Consider the following 15,793-nt stretch of genomic DNA (forward strand, 5'->3'; position numbering starts at 1 on the left):
TACTGAAAGGAAAGATAAAGGATGACATATACAGCTGAACAGGTAGCGGAGTGGATGGTTGAGGAAATCAGGTTTAAGGGCAATTTATATCAAGAAGATGCCATTAAATATGTACGGGAGCATTTTGGTGAGGAATTTGTTTTTGTGAATGAGAATGGAAATGCGTCACTTGAGAAAGAAGTGAAGAAAGCTTTTCGTAAACTTCATAAGGGCCGGATTGCATGGGATCGTGATGGATTCATGTGGGGATGGACATAGAAGGGCTGAACGAAAACTTTTAAAAACGTAACATATGATATTGAGATGGATCACCACGACCAGCGTATATGGGCGTGGTTTTTTTGTATGTTAATCGAATGAACTGTCACATATCGAAGTTTTGGATTGTTATATAGATAAAAAAGAAAGGAGGGACTATGTTGAACTCATCTGAACACGGTACGAATGATAACGAGGATATAGAAAATAGAATAGCAGCGATCAAGCAGGGAGATACGGAGAAATACAGGTTGATCATTGAACGCTACCAGAAATCGCTGTATATCTACTGCTATTATTTACTTCAAGATAAAGGACAGGCTGAGGATGCGGTTCAGGATATTTTTCTTAAAGCCTATCAACATATTACGGAATATGAAAAAAAGGTTTCTTTCACGGCCTGGATCTACCGAATTGCCTACAATCACTGTATGAATATTAACAAAAAGCATGCTCGAGACAAACGGCTGTTTCGCATTTTTCAAAACACACAAACCGTTAGACCCTTTGTTCAGCATCAGTCGGATGATTTGCTTGATTTGATCGAAATGCTAACGTTTGATGAGAAACATATCTTGGTCTTACGAGCAGTTGAGGAGTACTCCTATGAAGAGATTGGTCAAGTACTTCATATTACTTCTGCCAGTGCGAGAAAAAGATATGAACGGATTCGAAAGAAACTAATAAAAAAGAAGGGAAAAGGGGGGCTAACACATGAACCTTCGCTCAAAACTACAAGAGGATGAATTGGACGAGTACATGGTTCGTATTCGCCATACGATGATGAATCGAGATCTGTCAGATGACATTATGGCAAAAGTACATAGAGAGCAACGTATAGAATCTCCTAGACGATTGAAAAACTATTTTAAGTTCCTTCGACCGATGATTCCTCTGACAATAATAGCTGCTTTGCTTATTCTCATTGGAAGTATAGTGGTTTCTCCAGCAATGGCTCAATCTTTGCAGCAGGCTCCTTTCATCCGAAGTATTTTTGAATTTGCCGGCGATTTAGGTCTTAATGTTGCGCATAAGCAAGATCTGACGATCCATCCTGCAGTCAGTGCGACTCAGGACGATACGACACTCACGATTCCGGAAATTATTTATGACGGTACGCGGGTATCCTTCAGCTTAGAGCAGACGAATCCTAGTCTGACTGACATCAAAGAAATGCGAGAGCTACAAGATGATATTCAGCATATGGATGTTCAGATTAACGGAAAGGATGTAGACCAATATGCTCCTCGTTATAGCAACATTCCGATCATTACGAAACCAGGAGTCGATGATGATTCTGTTATTGTTGAACTCATGACCATGCAGAACCGAGGCGGAAAACCATTCCCGAGTTCCTTTGAAATGACGGTAACGATTCAAATGGCACAGTTTAAAGAGCCTTTTCTCTTCACCGTACCTGTCAGTGTAAGTACGGGTGAAAAAGCGGCGCTCCTAACGAACGAGCAATCAAAGGCTTATAAGATATTTACGATTACCCTAGAGAAGCTAGAGTTAACACCGATTACAACGAGTCTGATTGTCCGTCAATCTTTTCCTGGTGGTACTTCGTACGATTTTCTAACTACAGGTCTAGATTACGAAGTGTGGGATGAAAAGGGGAATGAGCTTAGCCAGATAAATGGCAGTGGCGGCCAGTTGTCAGATGAAGGCGATTTTATATATGATTTGCGGTTTGAGCCGTTTCCTTCAAAACCAGAGAAAATCATAATCAAGCCGTACTTACCCCAATATAGTAAAGTAGAAAAAGGAGCTTACCTCTATGATCAAGACGGGGAAATTGTAAAGGAAATGATACCTGAACTTGAATTTGAAATTCGTGTGGATTAGAACAATATGATTTATGACGAGCCACGAAAAAAACCTCCAGATTGTGTTCTGGAGGTTTTTTTACGTTGTTATCTTGTTTAATTGTATTGTAGCTTATCCGTACATCTTATTCGTACACGTTACCTGCCCCATAGACGTCATAACTTAGGTTCGTTATTCTTACCCTAGCATCCGTGATCGGTGAAGCACTGAGCGAAATTTGACTACTATACCAGGAGCCATTTTGCGGATAAGAACCTGCTATTGTTTTTTGACCATACCAGTTAACCGCTCCGCTTGAAAGAGGCTTCACGATTTCATACTTTACAGATGCTTTGGAACTTGAGACACGGTCTGACTGATAGCCGTTAATTGTAACGGTCCCTTGCGTGATGTTAAAAGAGCTTGATCCAAGCAACGGAGTACTGCTTTGTAAATCAAAAGAATAGTAGGCAACAGCTGCTCTTGGCGCGGCGAATAACTTACCTTCATCAGGTGTCATTTGGTATACCGGGACCCCATCTTTTATACTCATATATTCGGATGAGTCTGGATTTAGATTGACTTCAAGCGGTTTAATAATGACCTTCCAGCCATCATTCGTGTTGAGGACGGTATAAGGAATGAGCGGGTAGGATTGGACATCCGTATATGTATATTGGACTTCAATTTCATATTCCTGATCATCGACCTTGCTAATACTTTCTACCCTGTAATGATCCAAACTATCTGTAGCAAATCTGTTATAACCTTCTCTTCTACTTTCTTCGTTGATATAATTCAAATCATAAGAATACCGCATCATACGATCTACATCGTTGTTCTGTAATGCATCAAGATATGCATTAGCGATTTGTAGAGCTTCTTCTTGGTTTGAATCTACGGGTGCTGCGGTTACAGCTGTACTCATTGATGTATTCAAGATAAGAAATAATACCAAAACATAGCAAAATCTAGTCGCGTATTTCACATGTAATACCTCCATTATTTGTATAATCCAAGTCATATTAACACTGTATTAAGTAGAGTGTCTATCATTTTCATATATTTAGGTAACTAGAAAGGCTAGGTTTTAAGAATGAGATGCTTAACTACTTCTCAGATGGAGAAGTTTATAACGGATGAGTTAACAGATGGAGAAATTAGTGAGCATATAGAGTCGTGTGAGCATTGTTATATGAATTATCAGGAGATGAGCAGGGGAAGAGGGAAGTACATATCGCTATTTTTAAAAAATCAGGCGGTTTATCAACCCGGCTATTTAAGCCCCGAAAACCTTCACGAGGATAACGTAACAAGTATAGATAAATATCCAAAGAAGCGATTATCAAAATCTGTACGGATTAGAATCGCTGGATATGCATTATCAGGAGTGGTCATTTTGACCCTGCTTGTCCTCATTTATATTGCGTTCCCTAAACCCCCGGACTCTTACGTCGCACTGACCGCCACAGGTATAACAGACGAAGGCTTGTTGCGCGGGCAAACGGCAGGATCCATGTTTAACCCAGAAATTTCCGTAACGGATGGGGGATATCACCTTGAAATCAAGGAAGTGAGTGCAGATAATTTAAGGATCGTAATGGCACTCCAGATTACAGACAAAAAAGGAAATCCTGTACCTGATAAACTTCGTCTTGGTAAAGATAATCATATTGTTGTTAAGGATGGAGAAGGCAATGTGGTGGCAGAACTGTCGGACGTAGGTAAAACCAAGGAGTTCTATTTGTTAAGTGCGGTTTTCCCTGAAGTAGTTAGGACAGATAAGCTTGAAATTGAGGGGAATATTTATTACTTGAATGAATCTGGAACGAATCATGAAGTTCAGAATGGAGACTGGAGTTTCCATTTTACTGTAGACATGACGAATATGAATAAGATAATTGAAGTTCAACCTGTAGATAAAGAATACGAAGTAACGAAAGGTGTTTTTATAAGGGTAAAAGAACTCATTAATACGGCAACCTCCACTAGAATCAACGTAGAGTCGGTATCTCGTGGTAATAAATCCATGGACGTTCAGGAGCTCATGTTTCACTTTGAAGATTCCGATGGTAAAGAGATTCATAATGTGGGTAGTACGAAACCTGGCCATATCAGTGCTTTGCTGGATGTAAGCAGGACAAAGGATCAGAATGCGGGAATAGCTCTTTTCTCATATACGTTTATCGATATTCCGCAAGGTGCCACATTTGTGCTGGATGGAGCGTCTTTGTCTGTCAAAGATGATTCGATGATCGAATTTCGTTATGAAGATCTGACTGACGGAGAAGTGATGTTTGATCGGGAAGGAGATCAAATCTATCTACGTGATTTAGTGATAGATGCAGGAAATAAAGACTCTAATCCAAGCGCGTTCTTAAAAATAGACGGTTATACGACCGGCAATATGTTGGAAGACCAATGGATACTGCAAAAAAAGTACTCCCAAGAAATATACAAGCTGACTTTCCGAGGAGCCTTCTCACCTTCGGGAAAAGGGCAGAACATAGATGAAGGTTCTGAATTTGTAATTGAAGGACTGAATAAACGAACTGATGGTGATATTTTGGTACTCAAGCGAATAGGACGATACAAAAACATAGGAAATATAGAATGGTCTTTTCCGCTATAAGTTTGCTAAATTTTATCCCAATATAAACAAAAACAATAAAATGAATTCCATATGTAAGGGTTACCAGCAGGCAAAATCTATGTGATTAGTGTATAATTTGATTAGGTTTCTTCGTTCTTTATTTTAATAGAGGTGAACTATGATCGAGAAAAAATCACGTTTCTTTCAAAATTTTGAAGAGGCTGCTAGTCATATTATTGATGTATTAAAGTCTCTGATTCACGCAGAGGCTATTTTTATAGCTACGAACGACGGAGTAACAAATAAAATATTAAAAGCATTTAATAAATCGGATGTGCTTGTGCAAGAGGGGCTTTGTCTTCCATATGAACAGTCCTATTGCAGCTTGGTTACTAGAGGGTCCATTGTGATTCCACACACAGCAGAGCATCCCATGACGAAAGATTTGGATATCACTCAAACCATAGGTGATCATACTTTTATAGGGGTGCCTATCAACTACAAAAGTGGGCAACTATACGGAACGCTATGCGTTTTGGAAAACAGTATGACGGTTTTTAGTGAAGAGGATGTAAGAATGCTCTCTTCTATGGCGATGTTTCTGTCCTATATTATTGAACTTGAACGATTGATTGATCTTCAAGTAGACCGCAATCAGAGCTTGCACCAAGATAAGAAAAAGGCTGAATTTCAAGTCCAGAAATTGCGTGATAAAGTACAAGTAGCAGATCAGATGACACAACATAAATCTGAATTTCTAGCCATGATGACTCATGAAATAAGGAATTCGATTAACGGAACAATCGGTATGTCAGAACTACTAGAGACGACGGATCTCACGGAAGAGCAGCGGCAATATATGGATTTGTTGCAATCGAGTAATAACTCGCTTCTCGTACTTGCGAATAATATTTTGGATTTGAGTAAAATAGAAGCAGGCAAAACCGTATTGGAAGAGGACCCATTTGATATGGTGTCTACGGTAGAAGACTTGATCTACACCATTGTTCCCAAGACACTAGATAAGCAAGTAGAGATAATTCTTGATGTCGCACCGGATATCCCTACTTATTTATTGGGTGATGCGGATAAAGTACGGCAGATCCTGCTCAATTTCCTTAGTAATGCGGTGAAGTTTACCCATCACGGTGAAATTCTCGTATCCCTCTGTCTTGTAAACGCCTCGGACGAAGAGCAAGTATATGTGAAATTGACCGTTCAGGATAGCGGTGTGGGAATCTCCGAGGACAAAGTGTCCCAGCTATTTCAAAATTACTATCAGGCTCATGAGACCGACCACGTCCATCATTACGGAGGGACAGGACTCGGACTTGCGATTGCTCAAAATTTAGTCAACCTCATGGGTGGTTCGATTGAAGTTCAAAGTAAAGTTGGAGAAGGGACGAAGATCGATGTCATACTCGGCTTCAAAGAATACATCGGATATGAAAACCTCCCTTTTTCTTCTTCTGTTCTCCAAGGGATGAAAGTACTTATTATTGATGATAATGTCACGAGTAGGAACTCGTTAGGAAGACTGCTGAAGAGTTGGGGAATTGGTTTGGCAGAGGCTGGATCAGCAGAAGAAGCTTTACAGCAGCTACAATCGGGGTTATCTTATGATTTGATTCTGATGGATATTAGTATAGAGGAATCTTCAGACATCAGAACGTATCTTGGTGGGGATGTGCCGATCGCACTTCTTGCTCCTATCGGAACGACGCTGGATGCAGAGCAGAAGAAGAGATTTGAGTTCTTAACATTCAAACCTGTACGTAGATTGCAATTATATAATGCCCTCATCGCCTATCAAACTAGAAAATTGGTAAGCAAATAAATCGAACGAGAATAGATAACACAGGCTCTGAATGTCCAAGGTGGAACATTGAGAGCCTTTTTCTTGGTTTATTTTTACTAATAATAGATTGACAGTGAGTGGTGGGCTCTTTACAATAAAATAGTCTTCATAATAAGTAGACCAGTCACTATATTTTATGGGAATGGGGTATGAAATTGAATTCCAAAAACGACTCGAGAGAGAACATCCTTGCCGCAGCTACGCGTCTTTTTCACCTGCAAGGGTATCATGCGACCGGGTTAAATCAGATTCTGAAAGAAAGTGGAGCTCCAAAAGGTTCCCTGTATTACCATTTTCCGAATGGCAAAGAACAGCTGGCAATTGAGGCAGTACATATGATGGCCGATTTTGTAGAAGCGGATATAAAGAAGAGTATGAATCAAGAAATTAGTGCAGTAACGGGAATTCAGAATCATATTTTTAAGATGGCAGATTGCTTTAACAAGGTAGATACATTGGAAGGAATTCCGATCGGCATCGTTGCTGCAGAAACTTCGCTTATCAGTGAACCTTTACGTTTAGCTTGTCTGGCAGCCTTTGAAAAGTGGGAAGAACTTTATCGCGTAAGCTTGATTAAGGAAGGTTTTGAACCTGACCGGGCTTGCAAGCTGTCTGTGCTCATCAATAATATGATTGAAGGGGCCATTACACGTTCTCTCACCAATAAGAATGGTCAGCCATTGCAGGTAGTAGCGGAGTACATACCGATTTTGCTTAAGAAATAACAGCCTAGGGGCAGGAATTTCATATTCCTGTAAGCATATTATATAGACTGGTCTAAATATAGAAAAATGAATTGGAAGAGGAGTGTTTTTTTGAGTCAGCAAATAATGTCATCTTTAGAACAACCTAAAATCAAGCCGATTCCCATTACGATTGCACTGATGATTGGTGCCTTTATTGGGTTGCTTAGTGAAACAGCTTTGAACATGGCATTTACTGAAATCATGAGTGATTTTGGTATTCAAACCCATGCCGTACAGTGGTTAACTACAGGTTATTTACTTGTACTTGGTATTCTTGTTCCCATCTCAGCCTTGCTGCTGCAGTGGTTTTCCACAAGGCAATTATTTAGTGCGTCTTTACTGTTTTCGATACTTGGCACGCTTGTTGCTGCCATTGCACCAAATTTTGCAGTACTGATGATTGCTCGTGTCATTCAAGCGATTGGAACGGGGTTACTGTTACCGCTGATGACAACGGTGATTCTCGTGATTTTCCCGGCACACAAGCGCGGAACCATTATGGGAACCATGGGACTTGTCATTACGTTTGCTCCGGCTGTCGGACCGACATTGTCTGGTCTCGTCGTCGATAAGCTTAGCTGGCACTGGATCTTCTGGATCTGTCTGCCACTGCTCCTATTTACATTTTTGTTCGGACTGAAATTTATGCAAAATGTATCTACCATTACAAAACCGAAGATTGATATTCTGTCTGTTGTGCTTTCGACTATTGGTTTTGGCGGCATCGTATATGGATTCAGTAATGCAGGAGAAGGAGCAGGATCCTGGGGAGATCCGCTCGTTATCATTCCACTGCTTCTTGGAATCATCGGTCTAACTTTGTTTACAATAAGACAACTCCGCATGGAGCAGCCGATGCTCAACTTGCGCGTATTTAAATTCCGTATGTTTACTTTTGGGGTGCTTATTGTATTTATCTGTATGATGCTTATCCTTTCGGCTTCCATCTTGCTTCCGTTGTACTTGAAAGGCGGACTGATGTTAGCAGCTTTCTCTGCTGGTTTAATGCTGCTTCCAGGAGGAATTATAAATGGACTCATGTCCCCGATTACAGGCCGACTGTTTGATAAGTTTGGACCAAGAGGACTTGTTATGCCTGGATTCATCATTACAACGGTGTTTACGTACCTGTTCTCGAATGTAACGACAGAGACTACTACCATTGCCGTTATTGTGATGCATACCTGTCTCTTTATTGGGGTAGCGATGATTATGATGCCAGCACAGACAAATGGTCTTAACCAGCTGCCAAAAGAACACTATCCAGATGGAGCAGCCGTGATGAATACATTGCAACAAATTGCTGGTGCGATCGGTACAGCAATTGCGATCAGTATTATGTCGGCAGGTCAGACGAAGTATATGACAAGTAATGCTGGAGAAATGACTGATCCGATCTTCATGTCGAAGGCACTGGCGGCAGGGGTACAAAATGCTTTTATGTTCGCCTTTATAGCCTCCATGATTGGACTGATCATATCGCTCTTTGTAAGAAGAGTGAAGGTGTAAAAGAGATTGAAGTGAAACCTGTTGGCTTAATGCCAGCAGGTTTTTTTGTTCTGGAAAGCGTGGCGGAGGAAGAACATTGGATATATAAATTGGATTCCTAAGATGTCTTTCGTTTACCCTTCACAAAAAGGCACTCTGCCATTGTCTTAAAGAGACGCTGGCAGAGTGCCTTTTTATGTAGGATAACCAGTCAATTAACAGGTTGTATCCATACCGGTATTGGAGCGAACGAGAATCTCATCATAACTCGTCTGATTATCTTCGCTGGCGGTTTTTTTGCGAGACACGAGGGTCCCAACGACACCGGCCAGGAAACCGAGCGGGATCGAGATGAGCCCTGGGGTGGAGAATGGATAGATCGGATCACCGACAAAAATGGCTTTGCCTGCTTCCGGATTAAATACATTGGGTCCGATCAGTACAAGACCTACCGAAGTGACAAGTCCGACGACCATAGCCCAGATCGCACCGTTCGTATTGAATCGCTTCCAATAGATCGTATACAGAATGACTGGCAGATTGGCGCTTGCTGCCACAGCAAAAGCAAGGGAGACCAAGAAAGCCACATTCAAGTTCCGAGCGACAAGAGCAAGCAGGATGGACAGAATGGAGATGACAATGGAAGCATAACGAGCCATGTTCACTTGTTGTTTTTCCGTAGCCTGGCCTTTACGTAGAATCTGATTGTAGAAATCGTGGGAGAATGCAGTTGCAGCAGTCAGTACAAGTCCCGCAACGACAGCCAGAATGGTGGCGAATGCTACAGCTGAAATGAAGGCAAACATCATATCACCACCAAGAGCCTGGGCTAGTAATGGAGCTGCCATATTTCCGGCTTTGTCCTGCGCAATAATGTTGGCATTACCTACAAAGGCCGCTGCACCAAATCCAAGGAAGATGGTCATGACGTAGAAGATACCGATGACCCAAGTTGCATACACTACGGAACTCCGCGCTGTTTTGGCATCTTTCACGGTGAAGAAGCGGACGAGAATATGTGGTAAACCCGCTGTACCTAGAACGAGTCCCATAGTGAGCGATAGCGTATCCAGCCCGTCTTTGTATTTAACTCCGGGGTTCAGGAAGTTTTCGTTCAGCGGTGTTGCTGATTTCATATGCTCGAACATGCCTGTGATACTGAATCCGAATTTGTAAAGTACCATGATGGAGATGACAAAAGTTCCACCCATGAGTAGAAAAGCTTTTACAATTTGTACCCAGCTGGTCGCATGCATCCCGCCAAAAATAACGTAAACGGTCATAAGAATACCTACGATAATAACGGAGGTCGTAAAATTAATGCCTAGCAGCAGTTTAATCAGAGCACCTGCTCCAACAAGCTGTGCAATCATATAGAAAATAGAAATCGCAATGGTATTAAATGCAGCAAATCCACGGATTCGCTTGGCGTTAAAGCGGACGGCAATCATATCAGCAAAAGTGTATTTACCAAGGTTCCGCAGAGGTTCTGCAACGAGAAATAGAACGACGAGATAGGCAACTAGAAAACCGATACTATAAAAGAAGCCATCAAATCCGGAAAGAGCGATCATGCCTGCAATCCCTAAGAAGGAGGCTGCCGACATATAGTCACCTGCGATGGCAAGTCCGTTTTGCCAGCCCGTCAGACCACCGCCCGCAGTATAAAAGTCACTTGCAGAATTCGTTTTTTTGGATGCCCAGAAGGTGATGAGCAAGGTGAATGCGACGATGACAAGAAACATGGTAAAAGCAGCATAATTCATAGGTTCGTGCGCTCCTCTTCTACAATTTGGCTGGACAGCTGATCAAATCGGCTTGCTTTTTTGTAGTAGATCATGCAGAAAGCCCACGTCATAATAAATTGCAGGAAGGCCAGAACCCAGGCCCAAGTAATACTGCCGATAAACGGCTTATTTAGTATGGTCGTGTAGGAGGTAAGAATGGGTAGGGCAAAATAGAAGCAGAAGAAGAAGATCGTGAAAGGGATAATGAATTTTTTCTTTTCCTGGAGAAGTGTCTGGAAGTAAGTAGACTTTGCGATGGCCGCATATTCTTCGGGTGATCTTTTTTGGACAACTTCATTTGGTGCACCTTTACTATCCATAAGAATCCCTCACATTCTCAGTATTGTAAGCGCTTTTACAAAAAAGCTCCGTCAATGCATCGTATCCCCACCTTTAACGTAATATACGATTTGCAAGTTTGTGTCAGGATTGTAATTACAGTCATTATACTGAGTGATTGGAGACATGTAAATATTTAATTTTATGGAAGTAAATGTTTAATAATTCACTATTTCTTATTTTATTCATAGTTCAAAAGAAACAGGGGGGCAGCTTTTTTGTATATAAAAGCTGCCCCGGAGCGTTATCTTTTTTATTTAGGTAAGGTCAGAATTTGTTTGCTCCTTCTGTAATCGCTTGGAGTAAGACCGGTATCTTGCTTGAATAGTTTTGAGAAGTAAGGATAATTTCCATAACCGACTTTGGTACCCACGGCATAGACGGACAGGGAAGTCATTTCCAGTAGTCTTTTGGCTGCTTCAATACGGGTTTGGATGATATAGGTACCAAGTGATATTCCCGTTTCTTTCTTAAAAATTCTAGCCAGATAATCCGGATTCAGATATACAATCTCTGCAAGGCTGATTCTTGTCAGATCTTGACCATAATGGAGATGAATATATTGCTTGATTTCCTCTACGACGGAGTCCTGTTGCTCTGTGAAATGTCGATATTCTTTAGCCGTATGCACCAAATATTCAGCGTATTTCGCCATATCCGAGATGGAATGAAGGGACTGTATCGAAAGTAGATCATTGGTTTTACCTGTGTACAATTTATGCGCCTCGATCTCCTTACTCTTAAGGTAGGAATACACCAGCTGAATGAGATCAAGGCGAAACAACCTGAGTATCGAAGTATTCAGCATGGGATGGCTTGTTAGCGAATTCAAATAATTTTGTATCTCGCTAAGAAGTACTTCCGTATGGTCTTGAATAAGGAGCTGTTCCCACCTTTTTAGATCCGGGGACGGATAAGTAATATCTTGATTTCCAGCTTCATAATCGGCCAGATACATCGTTTGATTCCGATGCTTAATAATCTCTTCATTCATTTGAAACAGACCGCCAATGACCGGATGAATCTCTTGCAAAGGGGCGGATATGCCCACGGCACAGAAGGCATCACTTTTCAGGAAGCGATTCGCTTTTTGTACAAAGGAATCACAGGAACTGTCGATAATGGAGAGCAGTGGCGCTTGATTCCACTTAAGCATAATGACCCAGTTATTCTCCTTCGCTTCGAGGATGGCTTCTATAGAATAAAAGGGGTGCTGAAATAACTCAGTGAATACATTCAGAAACGCATAATTAAATAAATCCTCATCATTTTTGCCAAGGCTTTGATCATAAGGGAAGAGCTGAATGTAGACAGGGAGAAATAGATCCGTTAGCTTGTAGGATAACTTTTGTTCCTCAATGGCCTCTTCCATAAAGTCCACGCCGGGAGCACTGCGCTTTTCCATGATTAGTTTCCGCCAGAAGTGTTCCCTCATTTTATTATGGTTTTTTTGCCAGAGCTGTCCTTCTTGAACCGCAATTTCTTTTTTCTCCTGTTCCTTGGCTTTATAAATAGCTTTGGATAGGATCAGGGTCAGCTTATCAAATTCGATTGGTTTAAGAAAATAATCAAAACTTTGCAGCTCAATCGCTTTCTGAGCATAGTTAAAGTCTGCGTAGTTGGTTAGAAAAATCGCTTGTACCTGATAACCTTCCTCACGAACCCATGCAAGGAGATCCAAACCGCTTCCTTGCGGCATTTCAATATCGCAGACCAGAATTTGTATGGATTCGGTTAGTAATATTTCTTTCGCCTGAGCAATGTTATAGGCAGAATACACTCGTTCAATGGAAAGAGCTTCCCAGTCAATTTTTTTCTCCAGGGCGGCTACAACAAAATAATCATCATCTACAAGGAGGATATTCATGGTCATTTCTCCTTTAGTAAGGTAGCTGCTTGCATGGGCTGCGGAAGCAGAAGCCGAATGCAGGCACCCCCATCTGTTTTATTTGAAAATTCCACTACTGCCTTACCATCATAAATAAATTCGAGACGCTGCAAAGTGTTCTTGATCCCGATTTGGTGTCCATCCCCAGACTCGAGTTGTTCCTTATGCTGGAGTTTAGCAAGTATGTCGGTTGGGAATCCAGGTCCTGTATCTTGAATCTCAATGACTAGCAAACGTTCTGCTTCCTTGTGAAGTGCACTGACTTCTACGGAAATCTGGAGTGAATGATCTCTTGAAACAGCATATTTCACGGCGTTTTCTATGAAGGTTTGTAAAATAAGCGGCGGCAGTACCATTCTTTTGGTATCATCCGCTTGTTCAATCTCGTACGTAAAAGCATCCCTGTATCGATGTTTTTGGATCCCAAGGAAAGTGCGAATATGGTCCAGTTCATCATCCAGATCTACATAATCTCCGTCATTTTGAAAAATATATCGGAAGTATTTAGAGGTGGATAGGCTCATGTATTCAATCTCTTCATACATTTCCATTTGAGCCATGCTGTAAATATTGGTCAGGCAGTTCAGAAAAAAGTGAGGCCGAATTTGAAGCTTCATATAATCGAGCTGAATCTTTTGTTTGGACAGCTCCTGCTCATATACTTCGATTTTGAATTTTTTAATCTGCTGAACAAGATTATGGAATTCCATGTTTGCCTGCTCCAGTTCAATAATCTGGCTGTTTCTAAAATCCAGAGACTCCTCTTCTTCCTCAAGGTAACGCAGATTTTTAGAAAAGTTCTGAATGGGTGTGAGCACCTTGTTTTTGAAGTATAAGATGACAATACAGAGTGTACAGGCAAGGATGAGAAACAGCAGAATGATCAGCAGCTGAGCAATCATAATCTTCTCAAAGGCACCAAAGCGGATTACCATTTTCACACTGACGGGTGAATTAAGAAATGGTTTCATCACTGTGGTCCGAGGCAGTATTACATTTTCTAGTGACAGTCCTTTTTCTTCTGTTGCCATATTTGGGCTGGAGAGGGTAAGACCGTCCTGATCTACCAGCGAGGAAAATCCGTTCTTTCCAAGATTAATCTGGCGCAGTGGATCGATGAGATCATCGGCAGAAATTAAGCAGATGAAATATTTATCGTGATAAGGAACGAGATTGATCATGTAATACTTTTGTTTTATTTGAATCGGGGTCCAGTTGGAGTAGTACTTCTCATATAAGTTCGGATCTTCTGTGTACGTCATCATCTGCTGCCTTAGCTCTTCATATTCGGGATAGGAGAGCTTCATAGGAGCGTAGTTAAGAAACAGATCCTTTTCTTTATAGTAGAAAAAAAACTGGTATTCCGGACCGTAATTTTTTTGAAGCTCCGTATATCTTTTGCGGAGTTTATCGCTGGATTCAAGGAACTCGTCGTAAGTTATATTTTTATCGTCCAGGGATTCGACGCTTTCGTCATTGGCGAGTGTCCAACCCATGTAGTGATTAATGTAGGCAAAATCATGATTAATCCGAGTCAGATACAAATCGGCGGTATCCTGCAAATATTGAGTAGATTGTTGCTTCACAATGGAGATCGAGGCGACGCTGATAATGAGGTCAAGGAGAAGAGCTGAGGCGGTAACGATCATCATGATTTTGACGTAATGCCGGATGGGATAAGATTTTTTATCGGTATGTTTACTCATTGTACGAGACGCCGCTTCCTTTCGCATGACCATTTTTGTAAGCGTTTTATGTAACCATATTATAGTGCGTCTCCTTGAAAAAGAACATAACCGAAACTGCGCATAGATATAAAAGTCCGAATAGGTACGGTACGAAGTCTGGATTGTTGCATATACGTTAGACTTGTCTATTTGATAGCCCCTTTGTTTTGATAAGGCTAAAGTCCGCATTGTCGCTTGAATAGGTCCAAATAAGCGAAGGGAAGCAAGGTACACTAGTAACTAACAAAGACATCAACTATTGAAAGCGCAAACATAATAGTGCTGTAGCGGAAAGATGATACCACGCAGGCACGTATAGAAGGGGGATCTACCGTGAAGACACAAGTGACAGAAGGAATCAGGGGAGAACCGGACCTGACGCATGTGAGAAGAACATCGTGGACCAGTCAGGTCAAAAAGAACTGGGGACTGTATTTACTGCTGATGCCAGCCGTAGTCCTACTCTTATTATTTGCTTATATTCCGATGTACGGCATTGTCATTGCATTTAAGGATTACAGTCCTGCGCTTGGAATTGGAGATAGCCCTTGGGCAGGATTTAAATATTTTGAGAAGTTTTTCAATTCATATCAATTTTCAACCACCATTAAAAATACGCTTGTAATTAGTCTTTACAGCATTGCTACGTTTCCGATTCCGATCATGCTGGCCTTGATGATTAATCAGATGAGAGAAAATCGATTCAAGCGATTTTTCCAGACGGTGACGTATATGCCACATTTCATATCGACCGTCGTTATGGTCGGATTGATGTTGATTCTGTTGTCCCCGAGTACGGGTCTTCTCGGAAATATCTACCGACTGTTTGGGGCAGAAGCTCCGAACCTGATGGGCTCTACCTCGATGTTTAGCAGTGTGTATGTCTGGTCTGATGTATGGCAGCATACCGGCTGGGACAGCATCATTTTTATCGCGGCTTTGTCGGCAGTAAGCCCAAGTCTATATGAAGCTGCAACGATGGATGGTGCGAGCCGCTGGCAGAAGATTCGTTACATTGATATTCCGATGCTGATCCCGACAGCGATTATCTTGCTGATTCTTCGGGTGGGGAGTCTCCTCGGTGTTGGATTCGAGAAAGTGTATCTGATGCAGAACAACTTGAATATTACATCTAGCGAAGTGATCTCCACTTATGTATACAAAATTGGGATGTTAAGCAGTCAATATAGCTTCTCTTCCGCGATCAACCTAGCGAATACCATTATTAATTTTATTTTGCTTATTATGGTCAATCAGATTTCGAAGAAATACAGTAAAAACAGTCTGTGGTAGGAGAGGA

At 41.4% G+C, this 15,793-nt stretch carries 13 protein-coding genes; 8 read left to right on the plus strand and 5 right to left on the minus strand.

The genetic code is table 11. The annotated features are described in order from the left end of the window. Positions 1 to 21 precede the first annotated feature (21 nt). From KFT32_RS20125 to KFT32_RS20135, 3 genes are all read left to right on the plus strand, one after another. On the plus strand, positions 22 to 258 hold the full coding sequence (locus tag KFT32_RS20125; RefSeq protein WP_211749270.1) for a DUF6953 family protein: 237 nt from the start codon (positions 22 to 24) through the stop codon (positions 256 to 258). Between the two features lie 158 nt (positions 259 to 416). Next, positions 417 to 1,004, plus strand: coding sequence for an RNA polymerase sigma factor (locus KFT32_RS20130; RefSeq protein ID WP_211749271.1), 588 nt, complete (start codon positions 417 to 419; stop codon positions 1,002 to 1,004). Then, the gene (locus tag KFT32_RS20135; protein ID WP_211749272.1) at positions 973 to 2,106 is read left to right on the plus strand and encodes a DUF4179 domain-containing protein; all 1,134 of its coding nucleotides are present in this window, start codon (positions 973 to 975) and stop codon (positions 2,104 to 2,106) included. Before KFT32_RS20130 ends, KFT32_RS20135 begins: the two co-directional genes overlap by 32 nt. Positions 2,107 to 2,212: 106 nt before the next feature. Here the strand turns inward: KFT32_RS20135 and KFT32_RS20140 are convergent, their stop codons facing one another. After that, positions 2,213 to 3,055, minus strand: a complete 843-nt coding sequence (locus tag KFT32_RS20140) for a hypothetical protein (protein ID WP_211749273.1) — start codon at positions 3,053 to 3,055, stop codon at positions 2,213 to 2,215. 207 nt (positions 3,056 to 3,262) lie between these two features. Here KFT32_RS20140 and KFT32_RS20145 point away from each other — a divergent pair, with 207 nt between their 5' ends. From KFT32_RS20145 to KFT32_RS20160, 4 genes are all read left to right on the plus strand, one after another. Continuing rightward, positions 3,263 to 4,699: a hypothetical protein gene (locus KFT32_RS20145; RefSeq protein WP_211749274.1), complete on the plus strand. Its 1,437-nt coding sequence runs from the start codon at positions 3,263 to 3,265 to the stop codon at positions 4,697 to 4,699. A gap of 139 nt (positions 4,700 to 4,838) precedes the next feature. After that, on the plus strand, positions 4,839 to 6,497 hold the full coding sequence (locus tag KFT32_RS20150) for an ATP-binding protein (protein ID WP_211749275.1): 1,659 nt from the start codon (positions 4,839 to 4,841) through the stop codon (positions 6,495 to 6,497). Between the two features lie 176 nt (positions 6,498 to 6,673). Next, positions 6,674 to 7,243, plus strand: a complete 570-nt coding sequence (locus KFT32_RS20155; protein ID WP_211749276.1) for a TetR/AcrR family transcriptional regulator — start codon at positions 6,674 to 6,676, stop codon at positions 7,241 to 7,243. Positions 7,244 to 7,348: 105 nt separating this feature from the next. Then, positions 7,349 to 8,773, plus strand: coding sequence for a DHA2 family efflux MFS transporter permease subunit (locus KFT32_RS20160; protein WP_211749300.1), 1,425 nt, complete (start codon positions 7,349 to 7,351; stop codon positions 8,771 to 8,773). A gap of 194 nt (positions 8,774 to 8,967) precedes the next feature. On the opposite strand, the gene KFT32_RS20165 is transcribed toward KFT32_RS20160, so the two are convergent. The 4 genes from KFT32_RS20165 to KFT32_RS20180 form a co-directional block, all read right to left on the minus strand. Further along, positions 8,968 to 10,518 (minus strand): solute symporter family protein, encoded by a 1,551-nt coding sequence (locus KFT32_RS20165; RefSeq protein ID WP_211749277.1) that lies wholly within the window; start codon positions 10,516 to 10,518, stop codon positions 8,968 to 8,970. Then, positions 10,515 to 10,859 carry a DUF485 domain-containing protein gene (locus tag KFT32_RS20170; RefSeq protein ID WP_211749278.1) on the minus strand — a complete coding sequence of 115 codons (345 nt, stop codon included), beginning with the start codon at positions 10,857 to 10,859 and terminating at the stop codon, positions 10,515 to 10,517. Before KFT32_RS20170 ends, KFT32_RS20165 begins: the two co-directional genes overlap by 4 nt. A 272-nt stretch (positions 10,860 to 11,131) precedes the next feature. After that, positions 11,132 to 12,745, minus strand: coding sequence for a response regulator (locus tag KFT32_RS20175; RefSeq protein WP_211749279.1), 1,614 nt, complete (start codon positions 12,743 to 12,745; stop codon positions 11,132 to 11,134). Positions 12,746 to 12,747: 2 nt separating this feature from the next. Beyond that, on the minus strand, positions 12,748 to 14,472 hold the full coding sequence (locus KFT32_RS20180; RefSeq protein ID WP_211749280.1) for a sensor histidine kinase: 1,725 nt from the start codon (positions 14,470 to 14,472) through the stop codon (positions 12,748 to 12,750). Between the two features lie 465 nt (positions 14,473 to 14,937). Between KFT32_RS20180 and KFT32_RS20185 the strand changes: the two genes are divergently transcribed. Further along, positions 14,938 to 15,786 carry an ABC transporter permease gene (locus KFT32_RS20185; protein WP_211749301.1) on the plus strand — a complete coding sequence of 283 codons (849 nt, stop codon included), beginning with the start codon at positions 14,938 to 14,940 and terminating at the stop codon, positions 15,784 to 15,786. Positions 15,787 to 15,793 lie beyond the last annotated feature (7 nt).

Source organism: Paenibacillus sp. Marseille-Q4541 (genome assembly GCF_018310695.1).
In the GTDB taxonomy this organism is placed as follows: Bacteria; Bacillota; Bacilli; order Paenibacillales; family Paenibacillaceae; genus Paenibacillus.